Origin of the sequence: Ruminococcus sp. (genome assembly GCF_019417665.1) — a bacterium.
GTDB lineage: Bacteria > Bacillota > Clostridia > Oscillospirales > Ruminococcaceae > Ruminococcus_C.
In genome coordinates this window covers 5,553-22,877 of sequence record NZ_DXUU01000046.1, presented here as the reverse complement: position 1 = coordinate 22,877, position 17,325 = coordinate 5,553, and the positions used below count along the sequence as shown (strand labels likewise).

General features: G+C 45.3%; 16 protein-coding genes. All 16 read left to right on the top strand.

Annotated features, from left to right (window positions below; genetic code table 11):
• The first annotated feature begins 183 nt into the window (after positions 1-183).
• Positions 184-1,272, top strand: a complete 1,089-nt coding sequence (locus QZ375_RS11135; RefSeq protein WP_295219144.1) for an amidoligase family protein — start codon at positions 184-186, stop codon at positions 1,270-1,272.
• A 1-nt stretch (position 1,273) separates the two neighbouring features.
• The gene (locus tag QZ375_RS11130) at positions 1,274-2,230 is read left to right on the top strand and encodes a class II glutamine amidotransferase (protein ID WP_295219142.1); all 957 of its coding nucleotides are present in this window, start codon (positions 1,274-1,276) and stop codon (positions 2,228-2,230) included.
• Positions 2,231-2,500: 270 nt separating this feature from the next.
• Positions 2,501-3,022, top strand: a complete 522-nt coding sequence (locus QZ375_RS11125; RefSeq protein ID WP_295219140.1) for a DUF1643 domain-containing protein — start codon at positions 2,501-2,503, stop codon at positions 3,020-3,022.
• The gene (locus tag QZ375_RS11120; protein ID WP_295219105.1) at positions 3,019-3,312 is read left to right on the top strand and encodes a hypothetical protein; all 294 of its coding nucleotides are present in this window, start codon (positions 3,019-3,021) and stop codon (positions 3,310-3,312) included. Before QZ375_RS11125 ends, QZ375_RS11120 begins: the two co-directional genes overlap by 4 nt.
• On the top strand, positions 3,306-4,880 hold the full coding sequence (locus tag QZ375_RS11115) for a recombinase family protein (protein WP_295219103.1): 1,575 nt from the start codon (positions 3,306-3,308) through the stop codon (positions 4,878-4,880). Before QZ375_RS11120 ends, QZ375_RS11115 begins: the two co-directional genes overlap by 7 nt.
• Entirely contained in the window at positions 4,850-5,140 is a 291-nt protein-coding gene (locus tag QZ375_RS11110) for a DUF960 domain-containing protein (protein ID WP_295219100.1), read from the top strand. Before QZ375_RS11115 ends, QZ375_RS11110 begins: the two co-directional genes overlap by 31 nt.
• Before the next feature lie 145 nt (positions 5,141-5,285).
• Positions 5,286-5,960 (top strand): hypothetical protein, encoded by a 675-nt coding sequence (locus QZ375_RS11105; RefSeq protein WP_295219098.1) that lies wholly within the window; start codon positions 5,286-5,288, stop codon positions 5,958-5,960.
• A gap of 211 nt (positions 5,961-6,171) precedes the next feature.
• A complete protein-coding gene (locus QZ375_RS11100) occupies positions 6,172-6,417 on the top strand; it encodes a hypothetical protein (protein WP_295219095.1) in 246 nt (81 codons plus the stop codon).
• A 203-nt stretch (positions 6,418-6,620) separates the two neighbouring features.
• On the top strand, positions 6,621-7,007 hold the full coding sequence (locus QZ375_RS11095) for a hypothetical protein (protein WP_295219093.1): 387 nt from the start codon (positions 6,621-6,623) through the stop codon (positions 7,005-7,007).
• 16 nt (positions 7,008-7,023) lie between these two features.
• Positions 7,024-7,347, top strand: coding sequence for a hypothetical protein (locus QZ375_RS11090; protein ID WP_295219090.1), 324 nt, complete (start codon positions 7,024-7,026; stop codon positions 7,345-7,347).
• 66 nt (positions 7,348-7,413) lie between these two features.
• Complete coding sequence (locus QZ375_RS11085; RefSeq protein WP_295219087.1) at positions 7,414-9,228, top strand: DUF927 domain-containing protein; 1,815 nt, start codon at positions 7,414-7,416, stop codon at positions 9,226-9,228.
• Positions 9,229-9,420: 192 nt separating this feature from the next.
• Positions 9,421-10,944 carry a recombinase family protein gene (locus QZ375_RS11080; RefSeq protein ID WP_295219085.1) on the top strand — a complete coding sequence of 508 codons (1,524 nt, stop codon included), beginning with the start codon at positions 9,421-9,423 and terminating at the stop codon, positions 10,942-10,944.
• Positions 10,945-10,959: 15 nt separating this feature from the next.
• Complete coding sequence (locus tag QZ375_RS11075) at positions 10,960-11,298, top strand: hypothetical protein (protein WP_295219082.1); 339 nt, start codon at positions 10,960-10,962, stop codon at positions 11,296-11,298.
• Positions 11,295-11,567 carry a hypothetical protein gene (locus QZ375_RS11070; RefSeq protein WP_295219079.1) on the top strand — a complete coding sequence of 91 codons (273 nt, stop codon included), beginning with the start codon at positions 11,295-11,297 and terminating at the stop codon, positions 11,565-11,567. The genes QZ375_RS11075 and QZ375_RS11070 overlap by 4 nt, the downstream gene beginning before the upstream one ends.
• 154 nt (positions 11,568-11,721) lie before the next feature.
• A complete protein-coding gene (locus QZ375_RS11065) occupies positions 11,722-13,287 on the top strand; it encodes an AAA family ATPase (protein WP_295219076.1) in 1,566 nt (521 codons plus the stop codon).
• A 214-nt stretch (positions 13,288-13,501) separates the two neighbouring features.
• Positions 13,502-17,325, top strand: a 3,824-nt coding sequence (locus tag QZ375_RS11060; protein ID WP_295219073.1) for a GLUG motif-containing protein, incomplete at its 3' end; no start/stop codon positions are given.

The following is a 17,325-nucleotide window of genomic DNA, read 5'->3' as shown; positions in this document are numbered from 1 at the left end:
ATCTAATATATATAATATAATATATATAGTCATGAGATTATCGAAAAAACAATCCCAATTTTTCCGGAGAAAGCAAAGAAGTCTTCCACCGTATCAACCCCAAAAATCAAATATATATTATAATTCCGGTAAGGTAAATTCTTTCAGCCTTACCGGAATTTTTTGCTTTTGGAGGAAATTGAAATGGAAGAAGTAAGAATTTGTGACTGTTGTGGCATGGAACTCAGCGAAAACGAGGGCAGATACGTAGATGATGAATTGCTCTGCGAAGACTGTGTGGAAGAACATTGCATCACCTGCGACCATTGCGGTGAAATAATCTGGACAACAGACTGCGTGACCGACGATAACAGCTTTCTGTGTCCGAACTGTTTTGATGCCCACTACCAACGCTGCGAATCCTGCAACCGCATCATCTCTGATGAGGACTGTTGCTGGCGTAATGACCTGCCCTACTGTGAAAGATGCTTCGACGAGTTTGAGGATGAGATCGAGGAATACGGCTACAAACCCACACCTGTCTTTTATGGAAACGGAAAACGATACTTTGGCGTAGAACTGGAAGTGGATGAAGGCGGCAAGGACAACGATAACGCTGCCAGCCTCAAAAGCATCGCCAATGTGCACGAGGAAAACATTTACATCAAGTCGGATGGTTCTCTGGACGATGGCTTTGAGATCGTTTCTCACCCTATGACGTTGGATTACCACACAGAGGAAATGAACTGGAAAGATGTTTTTCAAGAGGCAGTTTCCATGGGCTACCGTTCCCACCAGACCAGCACTTGTGGTCTGCACGTTCATGTCAACCGAAACGCTTTTGGTGACAATCAGACAGAACAAGAAGAAGTCATCAGCCGGATCCTGTTCTTTGTGGAAAAGCATTGGAATGAACTCTTTACGTTCAGCCGCAGAAGCAGATACAACATGAGCCGCTGGAGTGCAAGATTTGGTTTTGAGAAAACGGGCAAGCAAATTTTAGAGAAATCCAAGAGCGGTAGTAACGGCAGGTACGTTGCAGTCAACCTCAACAACTACCACACCATTGAGTTCCGCTTGTTTCGAGGGACATTAAAGTATAATACTTTCATCGCCACATTGCAGATGGTCAACCACATCTGTGATGCGGCGATTTCTTTGTCCGAGGAGGGCATCGACAGCATGAGTTGGTCAGAGTTTGTAAGCTCCATCGAAGAGCCAGAACTGATCCAGTACCTGAAAGAGCGGAGATTGTACGTTAATGAAATGATAGCAGAAAGTGAGGAGATGTAAGATGTGTGCAGTGTTTGGATTTTTAGATTACAAGGGAAAAATCAGCAATGCGACTTTGAAAAAGCTGATCCACTACCTCTCGGTTGCTGCGGAAATTCGAGGTACAGACGCTACCGGAATCAGCTATGTCAATCACAGCGAAATGGTGACGTTCAAGAAACCGAAGCCAGCCCACAAGGTCAAGCTGTACTTTCCCAGGGACACGAGGGCGGTCATCGGACACACCCGGTTCGCAACCCAGGGCAGCGAGAAGCGGAACTGCAACAACCACCCGTTCGAGGGACACTGCGGCACAGAATCGTTCGCCCTCGCCCACAACGGCGTGCTGTACAACGACAGGGAGCTTCGCCGGGAACAGCACCTCCCGCCAACCTCGATCGAAACCGACAGCTACGTCGCCGTGCAGCTTCTGGAACAAGGACAGCAGCTGGACACGGAAAACATCAAACACATGGCAGAACTGGTGGAGGGCAGCTTTGTCTTTACGATTTTGAGAAATGACAATACGCTGTTTTTGGTGAAGGGCAATAATCCGCTGACTTTATATCATTTTTCGAAACTCGGAATTTACGTCTACGCCAGCACAAAAAGCATTCTGGACAACGCTTTGCAAAAGATTGGATTGCGTGACAAGTACAGCGAAATTGAAGTCGCAGAGGGTGAAATTGTAGAGATCACACCAGACGGCAGACTCAGTAGAAGTGAATTTATTCCGAAAGATTACATTCACTCTGTGTACAATCCGTACAATTGGGACTACGCAAAATGGTGGGAGGAAGATGAGCAAGAAGAACTGCTGTTGGAGTACTGTAGTACGTTTGGTGTGACAGAAGAGGAGGTTTATCTGTTGCTGGATTGCGGCTACGCACCGGACGAGATCGAGGAATTGCTCATGGACACAGAGGCGATGGAAGAGGCACTCAAAGAGGCGAAAACACTGTTGCAGTGTGAAGCATAAAACGAAAAATGGAGGAATCAACATGAAAGAATTTATCGCAGGACTGGTACTGACACTGGTAGTAGGCGGCATCGGGATTGCCATGGAATTGCAGGAAAAGGAGGTGAAATACATCAATGCCGATTGCGATTGAAATGTTTCTGGCAGGAGTTGCCTGCGGCGTAGAACTGCTGGCACTGGTTAAGAAGAGTAAGTAAAAATTCTGTTCGTGGGAGGCTTGGTATGACGCTGAGCCTCTTTTTTTGAAACAAAATTGGAGGGAGAAACTTGATGTTGGAAGAAACCACAATCATCAAGAGCAAAGCCATCTTTTCAGACGACAAAGAGCATCGCTTGCTTCTGCGGAAGGAATGGGACAGCGAGAAACCAACCGCAATGGTCATCATGATCAATCCCAACACAGCGGATACGGTCAACTTTGACATGACAACAATGCTCGTTCTGAACAATGTCAGTAAGCTCGGCTTTGGCAGCGTCAATATCGTAAATCTGTACAGCAGAATCATGGAAAAGCTCAATCTTCGTTTCAATGGCGATGATGAGTTGATCGATGATGATTCGGATGCTGTGATTGCACAATACGCCGCCATGAGTGATGCTATCATCATTGCCTGGGGTACCATCGGGAAAAATACCCAGCGTGTCAGAGAGCGGCAGAAATACCTGCTGGAATTGATAAAGCGGCATGCCAACAAGATGTACCAGATCGGGAAGAATGCTTGTCACCCACTCACACCAGCAGTCAGAAGAGAATGGGTGTTGGAACCCTATGAAATGGAGGAAATCGAATGATAAAAGTAACCAATTTGCAGGAAATGAGTTGCATTACAAACGCTGATTTGAGGATGCACATTCAGGAAAAAGCAAAAACGATGATGCAGGAATATCAGGTAGAAAATCTGGATGATATCGGCTGTTTTGTCGTACTGGAATCAGAAGAATTTACAGACTTTCCAATTGGTGAGATGGAGTTTGTAGAAATGCTTTTCTTGGAAGAAAGTATGTTTTTGCACGGTGTTAAAATCATTGGCGACAGCTACGGCGAGGACATCTTTCTGCCTGTCGAGGTGGTCAGATGCTGAGCATTCCAAAGGTGGCACAGTACGCCAGATTTAGTTCGGATAATCAGCGAAGCGAATCCATTGATGCACAGATTCGGGCGATGAATCAGTTCTGTAAACAGAACCATTGGCAGGTTGTTTCCACCTATACCGATGAGGCAAGGTCAGCAACGACGGACAACCGACCGCAGTTCCAGCAGATGATCGAAGACAGCGGAAAAGGGCTGTTTGACATCGTTCTGGTGCATAAGCTGGACAGATTCAGCCGTGACAGATATGACAGTGCCATCTACAAAAAGAAGCTAAAGAAAAACCACGTCAAGCTTTGCAGTGTGTTGGAACGCATGGACGATTCTCCGGAGAGCATTATGATGGAAGCCGTTCTGGAGGGTATGTCAGAATATTACAGCAAGAATCTGGCACGGGAAGTTATGAAGGGCATGAACGAAACTGCCTTGCAGTGTAAGCACACCGGCGGCTGTCCCCCGCTGGGATACGATCTGGATGAAAACCGGCATCTGGTCATCAATGAACAGGAAGCACAGGCAGTACGAATCATCTTTCAGATGTTTGCAGACGGCTACGGTTACAGTGAGATCATCGACCATCTGAATGCCCATGGTTACAAGACAAAACGTGGGAAAATGTTCGGGAAAAACAGCTTGTATGAAATTCTCAGCAATGAAAAATATACCGGGGTGTTTGTGTTCAATAAGGCTGCGGCAAAAACAGACGGCAAGCGGAATAACCACGCCCAAAAGGACAGCTATATCCGCATCGAAGGGGGCTGTCCTGCGATCATCGGAAAGAAGTTGTTTGCACAGGTACAGCGGATCAAGGCAAAGAACAAACGGAACGCTGGACGCTATCACAGCAAAGAATTTTACCTGCTGACGGGAAAACTGGTCTGTGATGTGTGCGGAAAACGAATGATCGGAAACCTGCGATTTTCAGGAAGAAGCAAGACACGGCTTGCCACTTACCGATGCAATACCCATCGTTCGGCGTGCAATAACAAAGAGTTGAATAAGGACTATCTGGACGCTTACATTGCTGTGCTGATCGGTGAAAAGTTGAAACCGAAAAATCTGAAGAGAGCGGTTGCTAAGGTGAATCAAGAGGTACAGAAGTTCAACAGCAGCTACGACAAATATCATACAGATGTTTTGCAGCAGTACAATGAAGTGCAGGACAGCCTTGCCAACATCACCAAGGCGATCGAAAAGGGCATCTTTACAGATGACTTGCTCCAGCGAGCAGAGCAGCTGGAAAACGAGAAAGCGAAACTGGAAACCAGACTGCATGAACTAAAGCTGCTGGAATCTATCGCCTATGAAGATGTGGCGTACCTGCATACGCAGTGGAAAGAATTAAAGCGGAATACCGAGGAGTTCCGCACATTTGTTCAGCAGTTTGTGCAAGAAATCCATGTGCGACCCTATGATTTTGACATTGTGCTGGATATGGGTTTTGGCGTAGTGGAGCTGACAGAAACCATCACCATGCGGCGAGGCGAACTGTACGAGATGTTTGATTCCAAGGTAAAGGAGCAAAGAATATGTTTGAAAAATCAAAAGGCAGATACCTGACACGAGGCGTGAATGCGGAGATTCCGCTGTACTTGCAAACGATGATGTGGCAGGCTGTTGATCAGATGCCAGAACCGAAAGACTACTTACAGGTGTTTCGGCTTAGCGAGGAAAATGGTTTGCAGATCGTGCACCATACCTCGGAACAGCCGCAGTTTGAGATGACGTACATTGCGGAGGCGAAAAAGCTGGTCACAGCAAAGGTGTATATCATGGATGATGGGGAGCATTGTACTATGCTGTTGGCGGAAGAATATTGATTTTTAGAGGGCATCGCAGCGAATTTTCGTTGTGGTGCTCTTTTTTTGTGCTCGTGTATCACAGCAAAAATTTTTTTGGAAGTTTCCGAAAGAACAAATACTTATATACGCTTTTTTGATCAATGCGAGTATAAGGAGGAAAATCGTGAGCACGAAGCATGAAAATACGGAATTTGATAAACTAAAAATGGACGTTTACACACAAATGACGGACAGTCAAAAGAATGCGTTTGATCCGGAAGTCAGACTTCCAGTATTTGAGGAACAGGCTGTTTGTGAGAAAAAAGAGTATGCTCTGGTGAATCGGGAGGACACACCGGAGAACAGAAAACGCAGGGAAAAATGTCCCAGTAAGCTGATGCAGCTGATCAGGAATGGAGAATATGATGCCGCTAAAAAACAGATCGCAGACCAGTACTATTGTTCCATTACTGCAGTGTCACAAAACGCAAAATGGAAGTGTGAAGAAAAAACTGCAAGAAAGATACTGGAGTCCATGTTTGATCTGGTACGATATGAACCCGCAAGGGGGATCCATATGGCAGTCGCAGAAGAGGCTGTAGAACTCGGAAACGAATGGTGTGAAAGTGCAAGAACACTCTATCGGTGCTGCAAACCAGGTGGAAAATTATTGGATTCTATGAAAGAAAGAGAGTTCAGACTGACATATCAAACGTACTTACTTGCAAAGAAGATGATCTTGATCGAATGCAGCGATAAGAAGGATTACGATAACAAGGTCGCAAAGTTACATGAAAATACAGAATTGATGGCAGTATGTGCCGCAGCAAGCGTGCTTTTTGCAAATTTGGAAAAATAGCGGCAGCTTGATATGGGGTGAGCCCATACCATTTTCAACGAGCGGAACAACTGGAAAGTGAGAAAACAGTACTGGAAACTAGACTGCATGAAATGAAATTGCTGGAATTAGTTCGCTATGAAGAAGTTGCATACCTGCATACGCAGTGGAAAGAATTGAAGCGAAACACCGAAGAGTTCCGCACGTTTATCCAGCAGGCGGAAGAATATTGATGAAGAAAAATATGAGTGATCCAACAAAAAGTCCAAGTCATCTGCATGACTTGGACCATTTTGTTGTTTTTTCGCTTAGCGAACTGCTGCGAAAAGCGGTTTCGCTGCGTCGTGCGATGCTGTACCACGATAAAAGGATTACTCGTATTTTTTTACAGTTCCTCTTTCTCTGCGGAACGAAACGGGAAAATGGGAAAATTATGTTCCTCTATAAAGTTTTTGCTGTTATACCATTTGTTAGGTAAGAAAAGCTTGAAAATTTGGAGTATACAATGGTAGCGGGATATGAGATAATAACATCAGATTCTCGATCAGGAAGTCTGTACCATTCATCGGGTAAGATAGATCCGATGTTTGGAATATACAATGGCGGCTTGATAGGATAATCAAACTATAGTCAGGTGAAAAATGCTTTGGCTGTAGTAATTACAAAAAGGAGGTAGATCATATGTCTACACTAAATGATTTTTTAAGTTCCGTAAACGCACAGGCATACAAGCCAACACAGAATGCTACTGGATGCATGATTCTGATCAATGTACCAACAAGTAAACGAATCCGCTTTTCAAAGGCTTTTATGAGGGATCTGGGCGAACCAGCAGCAATTGAACTGTACTTTACGGAAGAAAGTGTTATCGTTGTTCCATCAGCTGCTGGAACTCAAAATGCGATTTCCTTTTCATCTGGCGGAATGATATACAACAGCCCATTGGCAGAAAAGATCATGGAGATGAGTAAGGGCGAATTTCCAAGCGGGAAATCGGTACGAGTGGGTTCGTATACGATGACCGCTCTGGACGATGGCACATCATATGCAGAGGTCAAGTTCAACTAAGTGGAGGAGATTGGATATGAAAGTAACAGTATACAATGAAACAGACATTCTGGAAAGCGGTACTTATACGGCTCAGCTGACGAATGCATTTGAATACGTACCAGAACAACTCTGTATGAAGTTTAAGCTCTGCGAGAATCCGGACAATACCGTGTTCCTTAAATTTGCGTCGCAGGATGAACTTGGCAGACATCCTTGGGGCAATGTTTTTCAAGCATTGAATACGAATAACACAGACGATCTAGTGGGACATACGTTTCAGTTGGAGATATCTACTGTGAAATCGAAGAAGACCGGAAATCGTTTTAGCAATGTGAAAAAAGTTAAGGTCGTGCAGTAACGAGATCGGGGTGGAGCTGATGTGTGGTCGCTCCACCTTTGTTTTTTTCAAAAGGGGGAATGTTTTATGATCGATTTTACACCGCTGCCTGTTGCATTTCAATTGGAACGGTTCGGATGTGTGTCCATTGATTTTCAGGAGTGGATGCGGCTCCGGAAGCGTGCCATAGAATTTGTGGTCGGAAAAGGTTTTCAGACTATGAAGTTCACTGTCCTGCATACCAATGCAGGATTTGCAGATCTGGTAAGCCATACGAAGATAAAATGGATGGCAGACGATTTTGAGATCATTCGTGCTGTGGCAGATGAGAAGCAGCGTCATTTTCTGGAAATCAGTCATAATGATGTGATCCACCGGCTTTCTTTTGAAAGCTTGCTGCCAGATAAAATCTGTGCGACACTATTCAATATTGGCATTGCGGTGGACAGAACATCTGGGGCACATGAAGCATTTAGTATGTATCTGCAAGCAGCTGCAGCAGAATTGCAGGTAGAAGATGCCATGCAGGTACTGGGCTGGCATTGCAACAATACACTGCAATGGTATGGTGCAAACCATACTCCGCCGGCATTACAGGCACATCTGGAACTGTCTCCGGAGGACTATCTTGCAGAGTTGAATCGGCTAATCGTTTCGTCACCGGCTTTGCAGTTCGTTCTTTGTGCAGCTGCGGCATCTACACTGATGGCATATCTGAAAATTACGGAAAAGATTCCAGTGGATTGTTTTGCTGTATCGCTGGTAGGGACATCCTCGACTGGAAAGACAACTGCTTTAAAGCTTGCAGCATCGCTGTACAGCTCTCCGGAAGATGAAAATGTGTTTACCGCTTTCTATGGTACAGCCAATGCTTTGAATCGTATGTTGGGAAAACATCATGGTGTACCCATTGCTTACGATGAGAGTACAATTCGCAATTCCATTCGCATTTCCGATTTCATATATGCTTTTACCCAGGGACGGGAAAAGCTTCGTCTGGACAGCAATGCTCAGCTGAAATATCGGAACAGCTGGGAGTGTACGGCATTATTCAGCTCTGAAACGTATCTTGTGAATGCAGAACAGGATAACCTGGGAATCATTGCTCGTGTGATCACATTGGATGGACTGACATATACCAAAGACAGTACCCATTCGGAACAGATCAAGACATTTGCAGGGAAAAACTATGGCTATGTGGGTTCTGCACTGGCAGATTATCTGCTTTCCGCAGATAGTGCTGAGATCTTGCAGAAATTTCAGGCGATGCGGGAGGAACTTCTGAATGCCTTTTCTGAGACCTGCAATCTGACGAACCGGCTTGTAATGCATTATGCCATGATCCTGACAACATCGCTGCTTCTGCATACATTGGGCATTCAGATGGATATGGGAGTTTTGAAGCAGATGTGTGTGATTCTGCATGGAGATATTGTGAAAGAATCCCATCCAGGAAAAAATCTAGTAATCCGTATCTTCAACTATATATGCAGCAACTACAAGAGAATCGATGGTGTGAATTGGACACTGGATCGGGAAAAGAAGCCTTTGAAGGTAGAGATTCTGGAATCGACTTTTGAAGAGATCCTTTCCAGGATAGGGGATACAGACAAGAAAACAGCAGTCCGCAATTTGCTGAACGAAGGATTTCTTGCTGCACCGGAAAAGAATCGGATCAAGGCGAAAATCAGCATAGATGGTGTTGTCAGCTATGGTTATCGGTTTCAATACCAAAAGGTAGATGAAGCTTTTGGTTCGGTAAACGATGAGGTCTATACCTACAAAAAGCAGCAGAGCTTTGGATTGATGCGGGAAATGGAGGAAAGGGAAGCGGTTTATGGAAGAGGTTACAAGCTTACAGATCAATCGGGAGCGGTTAAGGGAAGGCTTCTTTTACTATAACGGCTGTGAAACAAAAAACAGAAAAGATTCTGAGACAGAGGCAGCCAATGACGTGATCATTGACCTTGCTGCCGATGTTCTTGCTGCCATTTTAACAAAGGAGTGTGCATCAGGAAAAACTGGGTAATACGACCGCCTCCGGCAATCGTGCAGGACGGCTAAAATAGAATGATTCGGAAAGGAACAAACCATATGAATGAGACAAAGAATACACAACTCGTTTTAGTTTACATCAGATACAGTTCTCATGCACAGGATAACGGAAACAGTCCTGCAGCACAGATGACGTGTGCAGAGAACTATGTAAAGGCTCATCAGATGTGCATAGAGAAGATCTATACGGACTATGCGAAAACCGGAAGGAACATTAACCGTGATGGATACCAGCAAATGAAGGAAGATCTCTTGTCCGAAAGAGTAAGGGCAAAGGTTATTATCGTTCGTGCATTGGATCGTCTCCACCGAAATGCCGGCAATCAGATCAATGATTTAAAGTGGCTGGAGGAACATGGGATCCGGCTGATCGCTGTCAATGATGGCATTGACACAGCGTCTTCTGATTACAGCAAGTTTGCTACAGTGGTAAAGGCTGCTGCGGCAGAAGAAACATCGGACAATATTTCCAGGAATACCAGAGCTGCACTTTTAGAGAGTGCCAAGCAGTGCCGTCATTTAGGCGGTGTGCCGCCCATTGGTTATACCGTAAATGATGCCGGACTCTATGAGATCGATGCACGGACAGCACCGATCGTCCGTGACATCTATACGCTTTACAACAGTGGCATGGGTTACAGTTACATCAAAAAGCATTTAAAACAAAAGGGGTATAAGACCACCGGCGGCAACAACTTCTCAGACACTGCCATCCACACCATCCTGACCAACAAAAAGTACAAGGGGACCTACACCTACGATCGTACTGCAGCCAAAGACAGTGACGGACACCGGAACTCCCACAAGATCAAGCCAGACCCCATAGAGATCCCAGACGGGATGCCGGCGATCATCGAACCAGAGCTTTTCGACAAGGTGCAGGAAAAGATGGCACAGAATAGCAGTCGGACTGCCAGCCGCACTGGTAAGAACTACTACGCTCTCAACGGACTCACGTACTGTGCAACGTGCGGCAAGCCGTTTTCCGGCAACGTCAATCACAGCAACGGGCACAAGTACCTGCAGTACAGAAAAAGTTGCGATTGTGTCGTCAAGAGTGTAAGAGCCGACCAACTGGCACCGTTTGTTTTTCACGCAGTGAAAAACTGCATTTTTTGTCCGGACAACAAGCAGAAGATCATCGATAGAGTCAATCAAAAACTTTCCCGCCAAAAAATGATACAAAGCGGTGAAACCAATACCATACAAAATCAGATCAATGGATTGGAGAAAGCCAATGCCAATCTGATGGTCTATCTGGAAAAGGGAAGGGCAACAGAAACGATTCTGCGTTCTATTGACAAGAATGAAACAGAGATCCAGCAATTGAAACAACAGTTGGAGGCTGTGGGCAATACCATCTCTGAGATCGATGAGACAGCATATCAGGAGCTTGTTCAGAAATTTACCAACTATATGTGTACAGAAAAATCTCCGGAAGCAGCTGCACTAAAATCGGCAGTAATCCAGGAGATTCAGATTGGAAAAGAAACCATCACTGTGGCATTTCAGCCTGGTGTATCCATAGATAAAGAGACAAAGGCATACTTCAACATTGCCTGAAAGGGGGACGATAATATGATGTTTTTGTTTGAAAATGCTGTTATGTGTACAGAAGCTCTTGTGACAGCAGTAGAGATCCTGAATGACTTTGGACAATACGAACTAACTGTTCTGGGAATCGATCAGGGCGGCTGTTATACCAACAAAGGAACCGTTACCATTGACGAGGACGAACTGGAAGCTATTTTGAGCGAAAAAGCACTCCCGTTTCCAAAAGGCATTTTGGGACAGCGGGTGAGGATCATCTCTGACAAAGAGATGCAGAAAAAGCAGGAACAAACTGAATTTTTTCAGAAAATCGCAGAAGATGGAGAAGAACTTATTATAGATATGGAAGAGGAGTGGTCAGAATGAAAAATCAATTTTGTCTTACTTATCGTTACACCAATGCAAAGCTATCTCAGCAGGCAATTGCGTGTGTGGCTCGATGCAGAAGCACACATGGAAAGCCACTTCGGGTACGGGATATGATAGAATTGAGCAGACCTGGATTATATCATCAGTTATCCCGTGGAGATAAATGCAGAGTCGGCAGAGCAATCAGTACACTATATAATCAGGGAAAATTGCCGTATTTTCAGAGAGGAAAGCAGAAAGGTGTTACCAATACGTACTACTGTTAAGTAACGGAAAGAACAAGTCACAATAAGAAAGCTCCGGTTCGTCCAATGATGTGTGTGATTCGGAGCTTTTTACACATGAAAAAGTTGCTTTTTCTCTTATGCTGTGGTATAATAAAAATAAAGAAATAGAAACTACAGCAAGGAGGGAAAAACAATGGGAGTTTACTTGAATCCAGAAAATGTTGATTTTCAGAAAAGTTTGAATTCTGAAATTTACATCGATAAAACAGAACTGATTGCCTATACAAATAAGAAACTGAATACGGAGCAAGGGTATATCTGCGTCAGCCGTCCACGCCGATTCGGAAAGTCCATGGCAGCAAATATGCTGACCGCTTACTACAGCCGTGGCTGTGATTCCAGAGAATTGTTTCAAGGGCTGAAAATCGCAAAGCATTCCGATTTTGAAAAGCACCTGAACCGGTATAACGTGATTCACTTGAATATGCAGAATTTTCTGAGCAAGACACAAACTATGGAACAGATGGTTGCACTGATCACAAAAGCGGTGGGGCGAGATCTGCTGCGAGCATATCCGGATGTGGACTATCTGGATAAGACGATTTTAACATTCATGTTGGATGATATTTATCAGGAATGTCAGATTCCATTTATCTTTATCATTGATGAATGGGACTGTATTTTCCGTTCCCGAAAGAACCAGTTGGAAGAACAGACAGCATATCTGGACTTCTTGAGAGATTTGTTAAAGGACAAAAGCTATATTGCCCTTGCTTACATGACAGGTATTTTGCCCATCAAGAAGTACGGTGAGCACTCAGCAATCAATGTATTCTATGAATATTCCATGACAGATGCCTCTCCCATTGAAGAATTTACCGGCTTTACAGAACAAGAAGTCCGGCAGCTTTGCGATCAATACAAAATGCCGTTTTCAGAAACGAAGAAATGGTATGACGGCTACTGCGTGGACGGCGTTTCGATTTACAATCCGAAGTCCGTGGTAGAAGCCATGCTTCGTGGAAAATTCAGCAATTACTGGACAAAAACAGAAACTTACGAAGCACTGAAAGTGTACATTGATCTGAATCAGGACGGACTGCGGGACAAGATCGTACAGATGATCGCAGGAGAAAAAGTGCCTGTGAATCCAGATAAGTTTCAGAATGATATGACCACCTTCCACAGTGCAGACGATGTTCTGACACTGCTCGTACATCTGGGCTATTTGACCTATGATGAACAGAACCGTGTGGTGTGGATCCCGAACGGAGAAGTGCGGCAGGAGTTTATCAATTCCATCGAAGACGGCGGTTGGGAGCCAGTTGTACAGGCAATCCGTTCCTCGGAACAGCTACTGCAAGCTACACTTTCCGGCGATGCGAAAACCGTTGCGGAACTGATCGAACAGGCACACCAAGAGAACGCCTCGATTTTGAAATACAACGATGAAAATGCCCTGTCCTGTGTGATTTCTCTGGCGTACTACTCTGCTCAGAAGAATTATACCCTGCATCGGGAAATGCCGGCTGGAAAAGGCTTTGCAGACATTGTGTTTGAACCGAACCGAAACTGTAATTTGCCTGCTATGATTGTGGAACTGAAGTGGGGACATTCCGCAGAAGAGGCAGTGGAGCAGATCAAGCGGAAAGACTATCTGGACTGTTTGCAGAATTACAGCGGTGATGTACTTTTGGTCGGCGTGAATTATGATAAAGAGAAGCGGCATACTTGTAAGATCGAACGGGTGAAGATGTAGGGACCCTGCCGTTGCATCGGTTGTATTATCAATAAAAAAAGTTGGAACGAAACGACATAAAATCGCTGAAAAGCGCCTTGTTATGTCGTTTCGTTCCAACTTTTTATATGGGTTAGAAAAAATTCTCTTTTTTCTTGACAAGAAATATCCGATTATGATATAATAAAAGTATCGAGAATATATCATATATTCGAAACAAAAAAGGAGGAAATTTATGCGAATTCAAAAGAAACTATCCCGGCGAGTGCTGAGCCTTGCGGCGGCACTTGTGACGGGCATCTCGTCTGTGGGCATCGGTTCGCTTTCCGGCGGCGTGCTGTCGGCGAGTGCGGAGGAGGACACATCCACCCATGAACACAGCTACGATACAGGGAACACCAACGGTTTCGGAAACTGCCCGAAATGCAATGCAACCGTATATCAGCCTGCTGTTGAAACAACTGACAAATATGACATTGACGATGACGGCACGAAAGAGACTGTTTACGAAATCAGCAATGCAGGTCAGCTGTACTGGTTTGCAGGACTTGTAAACGGCACTCTTGATGGAGTTGAACAAAACACATTAGCCAATGCAATTCTGACAACCAACATCACAGTAAATGAAAATCTTCTTAATTCCTTACAATACGATGAAGAGGACAACGTTTCCAACGGAAGTGATTTTATAACCTGGACACCGATTGCAGATTGTATGGAAGATCATATAACACTGTATTCAGGAACGTTTGACGGAAATAATAAAACCGTAAGTGGTTTGTACTTTAATGGTAATTCAACACGTATTGGATTATTCGGAAGTTCAGAAGCCGATGGCAACATAAAAAATGTTGGAGTTGTTGATTCCTATTTCAAAGGGAATGATTTTGTGGGCGGTGTGTGTGGACGCAATGACGGCACAATCACAAACTGTTATAATGCAGGGAATCTTACCGCTATTGAGTCATCTGCTACTATAGGCGGTATATGTGGATATAATGGTGGCACAATCGCAAACTGTTATAACACAGGAACTGTTACTGCTACCGGCCCAGTAGCTTCTGTGGGTGGTGTGTGTGGTTGTAGTATTGCACCAATTTCAAACTGTTATAACATAGGAACTGTTACTGCTACTAGCTCAAGTGCTGATATAAGCGGTATATGTGGATACAATTTTGGTCCAGTCACAAATTGCTATTACCTCGCAGACACAGAAGATGAAAATGGCGGCAAAACCGCTGACCAATTCGCCAGCGGTGAAGTAGCTTACCTGCTGAACGGCAGCAAGTCCGAGGGCGACACGGTACACTTCTACCAGAATCTAAGCGGCGAGAACGCAGACGCTCTTCCGGTTCTGGACAAGAGCCACGGCGTAGTCTATTTCTATACTGACTGCACCGACAAGACGTATTACGCCAACAGCGAAACAGCGAGTGGAGAACACGACTTCGACGAAAACGGTTTCTGCACCAAGGACAGCACCCACTATCAACCGGCAACGCTGAACGAGACAACTGGAAACTACGAGATCAGCAACGCCGGTCAGCTGTATTGGTTCGCAGACAAGGTGAACAACGGTGAAGGCAGTCTGAACGCTGTCCTCACAGCAGATATCTCCGTCAATGAGGGCGATGTCTCCGGCTGTGACGGCAACAAGGCAGAAGGCTGGAGAGATTGGACACCCATTGGAAGTGTTAGCAAAATATATTCTGGCACGTTCGACGGACAAAACCATACGGTCAGTGGCTTGTATTTCAACGATAATTGGGCAAATTATGTTGGCTTGTTTGGATGGAGCAATGGCACGATTCAAAATATTGGCATAATATGTTCTTATTTTTATGGATATGAATGTGTTGGTGGTGTATGCGGCATCACTGAAAGTACAATCAGAAATTGCTACAACACTGGAACGGTTTTTGGCTCGTCTAAAACTGGCGGTATGTGCGGTTACAACAATTATGGTACAATTGAAAATTGCTACAACATCGGAACAGTTTTTGGTACTGGCAGCAAAGTTGGTGGCGTGTGCGGTTACAGTAACGGTGGCACATTCAAAAACTGCTACTACCTCGACACCTGTGCGGCAGAGGGTACAACCTTTGACAACACCGACGGCACAAGCAAAACCGCTGACCAATTCGCCAGCGGTGAAGTCGCTTACCTGCTGAACGGCAGCAAGTCCGAGGGCGACACGGTACACTTCTACCAGAATCTAAGCGGCGAGAACGCAGACGCTCTTCCGGTTCTGGACAAGAGCCACGGCGTAGTCTATTTCTATACTGACTGCACCGACAAGACGTATTACGCCAACAGCGAAACAGCGAGTGGAGAACACGACTTCGACGAAAATGGTTTCTGCACCAAGGACAGCACCCACTATCAACCGGCAACGCTGAACGAGGCAACCGGAAACTACGAGATCTCTAACGCCGGTCAGCTGTACTGGTTCGCAGCATTTGTGAATACCACAGGCAGTTCTTTTGATGACTATCCGAATAGAAATGCAAGTGCTGTTCTGAAAAAAGACATCGTAATCAATGAGGGCGATCTTTCTGGATATGATGGCATCAGTGCAAACAGTTGGAGAACTTGGACACCGATCGGAAAATTTCCATATGGCTATTACACTGGCAAATTCGATGGACAGGGGCATACGATCAGCGGCTTGTATTGCGATGCTAACAGCAGTACTGGTTTGTTTGAATATAACTGTGGCATCATTCAAAATGTTGGCATAGTGAACTCCTATTTTAAGAGTGAAAGCTCTGTCGGCGGTGTGTGCGGTAATAATGAGAATACAATCAAAAACTGTTATTATACTGGAACGGTTTCTGGTGTGGATACTGTTGGCGGTGTGTGTGGTCTCAATCGCGGCACGCTCGAAAACTGCTACAACACCGGAACAGTTTCCGGTACTGGAGATAATATCGGCGGCGTGTGCGGCGATAACTATATTGATGCAGATGATAGCAGTAACAATGGCATCGTCAAAAACAGTTACTACCTCGACACCTGTGCGGCAGAGGGTACAACTTTTGACAGCATCGACGGCACAAGCAAAACCGCCGACCAATTCGCCAGCGGTGAAGTTGCATACCTGCTGAACTTCTACCAGACCATCGGCGAGGACGAGATCCCGACCCTTAACGAGCAGGCAAAGGCAGTCGTTCGGCTGACACTGACTTATGACGAAACTTTCGGCGATGATGCCGACACCAAGGAACTTTATTACAACGCTGCGGATGAAGTAACGCTGGAAGAGTCTGCGGATAAGGCGTATACTTACCGTTATTTTGACGGCGAGACCGAGCTCACTGAAGATACTTATCTCATGATCGGCGATGCGGCACTCACTGTGAAAAAAGAGGCGGTGAAGATCACCGTTCCTGCCGATGTGGACAAGCTGGAACTGACTTACAAAAAGGCAATGACCGAGGTCGATCTGAACGACTATGTGGAAAACGCTGCCGATCTGGGCGAGTTGACTTTCGCAGTAGAAGCTGACAGCAAGCTGCCGGATGGTTTGGAACTTTCCGCAGACGGAACGCTTTCCGGCACACCGGCAAAGGCGGCTGACAGCGTCAAGACTACTGTCATTGTTACAGCGAAAAACGGCGAAACGGCGAAAATCGAACTGACGTTCCAGATCGCCAAGGCTGACCCAACGGTAGAAGTTACCGTGGACGGCGATTCTCACACCGAGGGTGATCTGGTAAGCGAACTGGAACTGATCCTCAGCGGAAACAGCACCAAGGGTCTGGCGAAAATTGTCGGCGAGATCAAGGCACTGACTGCCGGAAAAAACACCCTGACCTGGGAGTTCACACCGGAAGACAAAAACTACAACGTTGTGACTGGCACGGTTATCGTAAATGCACAGACAACGACGACTACCACAACAACCTCAACAACAACGACTACCACCACAACAACCAGCGAAACAGTTACCACAAACGGAACGACTTCTGCGACCAAGGCAACAGTTACTACAAACAGAACGACTTCTGCCACCAAGGCAACAGTTACCACAAACGGAACAACTTCTGCGACCAAGGC

Excerpts from the sequence above, each read along its gene's own strand:
- QZ375_RS11070 (WP_295219079.1), top strand. The coding sequence starts at position 11,295 with ATGAAAAATCAATTTTGTCTTACTTATCGTTACACCAATGCAAAGCTA.
- QZ375_RS11125 (WP_295219140.1), top strand. The coding sequence starts at position 2,501 with ATGTTGGAAGAAACCACAATCATCAAGAGCAAAGCCATCTTTTCAGAC.
- QZ375_RS11080 (WP_295219085.1), top strand. The coding sequence starts at position 9,421 with ATGAATGAGACAAAGAATACACAACTCGTTTTAGTTTACATCAGATAC.
- QZ375_RS11075 (WP_295219082.1), top strand. The coding sequence starts at position 10,960 with ATGATGTTTTTGTTTGAAAATGCTGTTATGTGTACAGAAGCTCTTGTG.
- QZ375_RS11115 (WP_295219103.1), top strand. The coding sequence starts at position 3,306 with ATGCTGAGCATTCCAAAGGTGGCACAGTACGCCAGATTTAGTTCGGAT.
- QZ375_RS11090 (WP_295219090.1), top strand. The coding sequence starts at position 7,024 with ATGAAAGTAACAGTATACAATGAAACAGACATTCTGGAAAGCGGTACT.
- QZ375_RS11135 (WP_295219144.1), top strand. The coding sequence starts at position 184 with ATGGAAGAAGTAAGAATTTGTGACTGTTGTGGCATGGAACTCAGCGAA.
- QZ375_RS11130 (WP_295219142.1), top strand. The coding sequence starts at position 1,274 with ATGTGTGCAGTGTTTGGATTTTTAGATTACAAGGGAAAAATCAGCAAT.
- QZ375_RS11085 (WP_295219087.1), top strand. The coding sequence starts at position 7,414 with ATGATCGATTTTACACCGCTGCCTGTTGCATTTCAATTGGAACGGTTC.
- QZ375_RS11100 (WP_295219095.1), top strand. The coding sequence starts at position 6,172 with ATGAAGAAAAATATGAGTGATCCAACAAAAAGTCCAAGTCATCTGCAT.
- QZ375_RS11065 (WP_295219076.1), top strand. The coding sequence starts at position 11,722 with ATGGGAGTTTACTTGAATCCAGAAAATGTTGATTTTCAGAAAAGTTTG.
- QZ375_RS11110 (WP_295219100.1), top strand. The coding sequence starts at position 4,850 with ATGTTTGAAAAATCAAAAGGCAGATACCTGACACGAGGCGTGAATGCG.
- QZ375_RS11120 (WP_295219105.1), top strand. The coding sequence starts at position 3,019 with ATGATAAAAGTAACCAATTTGCAGGAAATGAGTTGCATTACAAACGCT.
- QZ375_RS11095 (WP_295219093.1), top strand. The coding sequence starts at position 6,621 with ATGTCTACACTAAATGATTTTTTAAGTTCCGTAAACGCACAGGCATAC.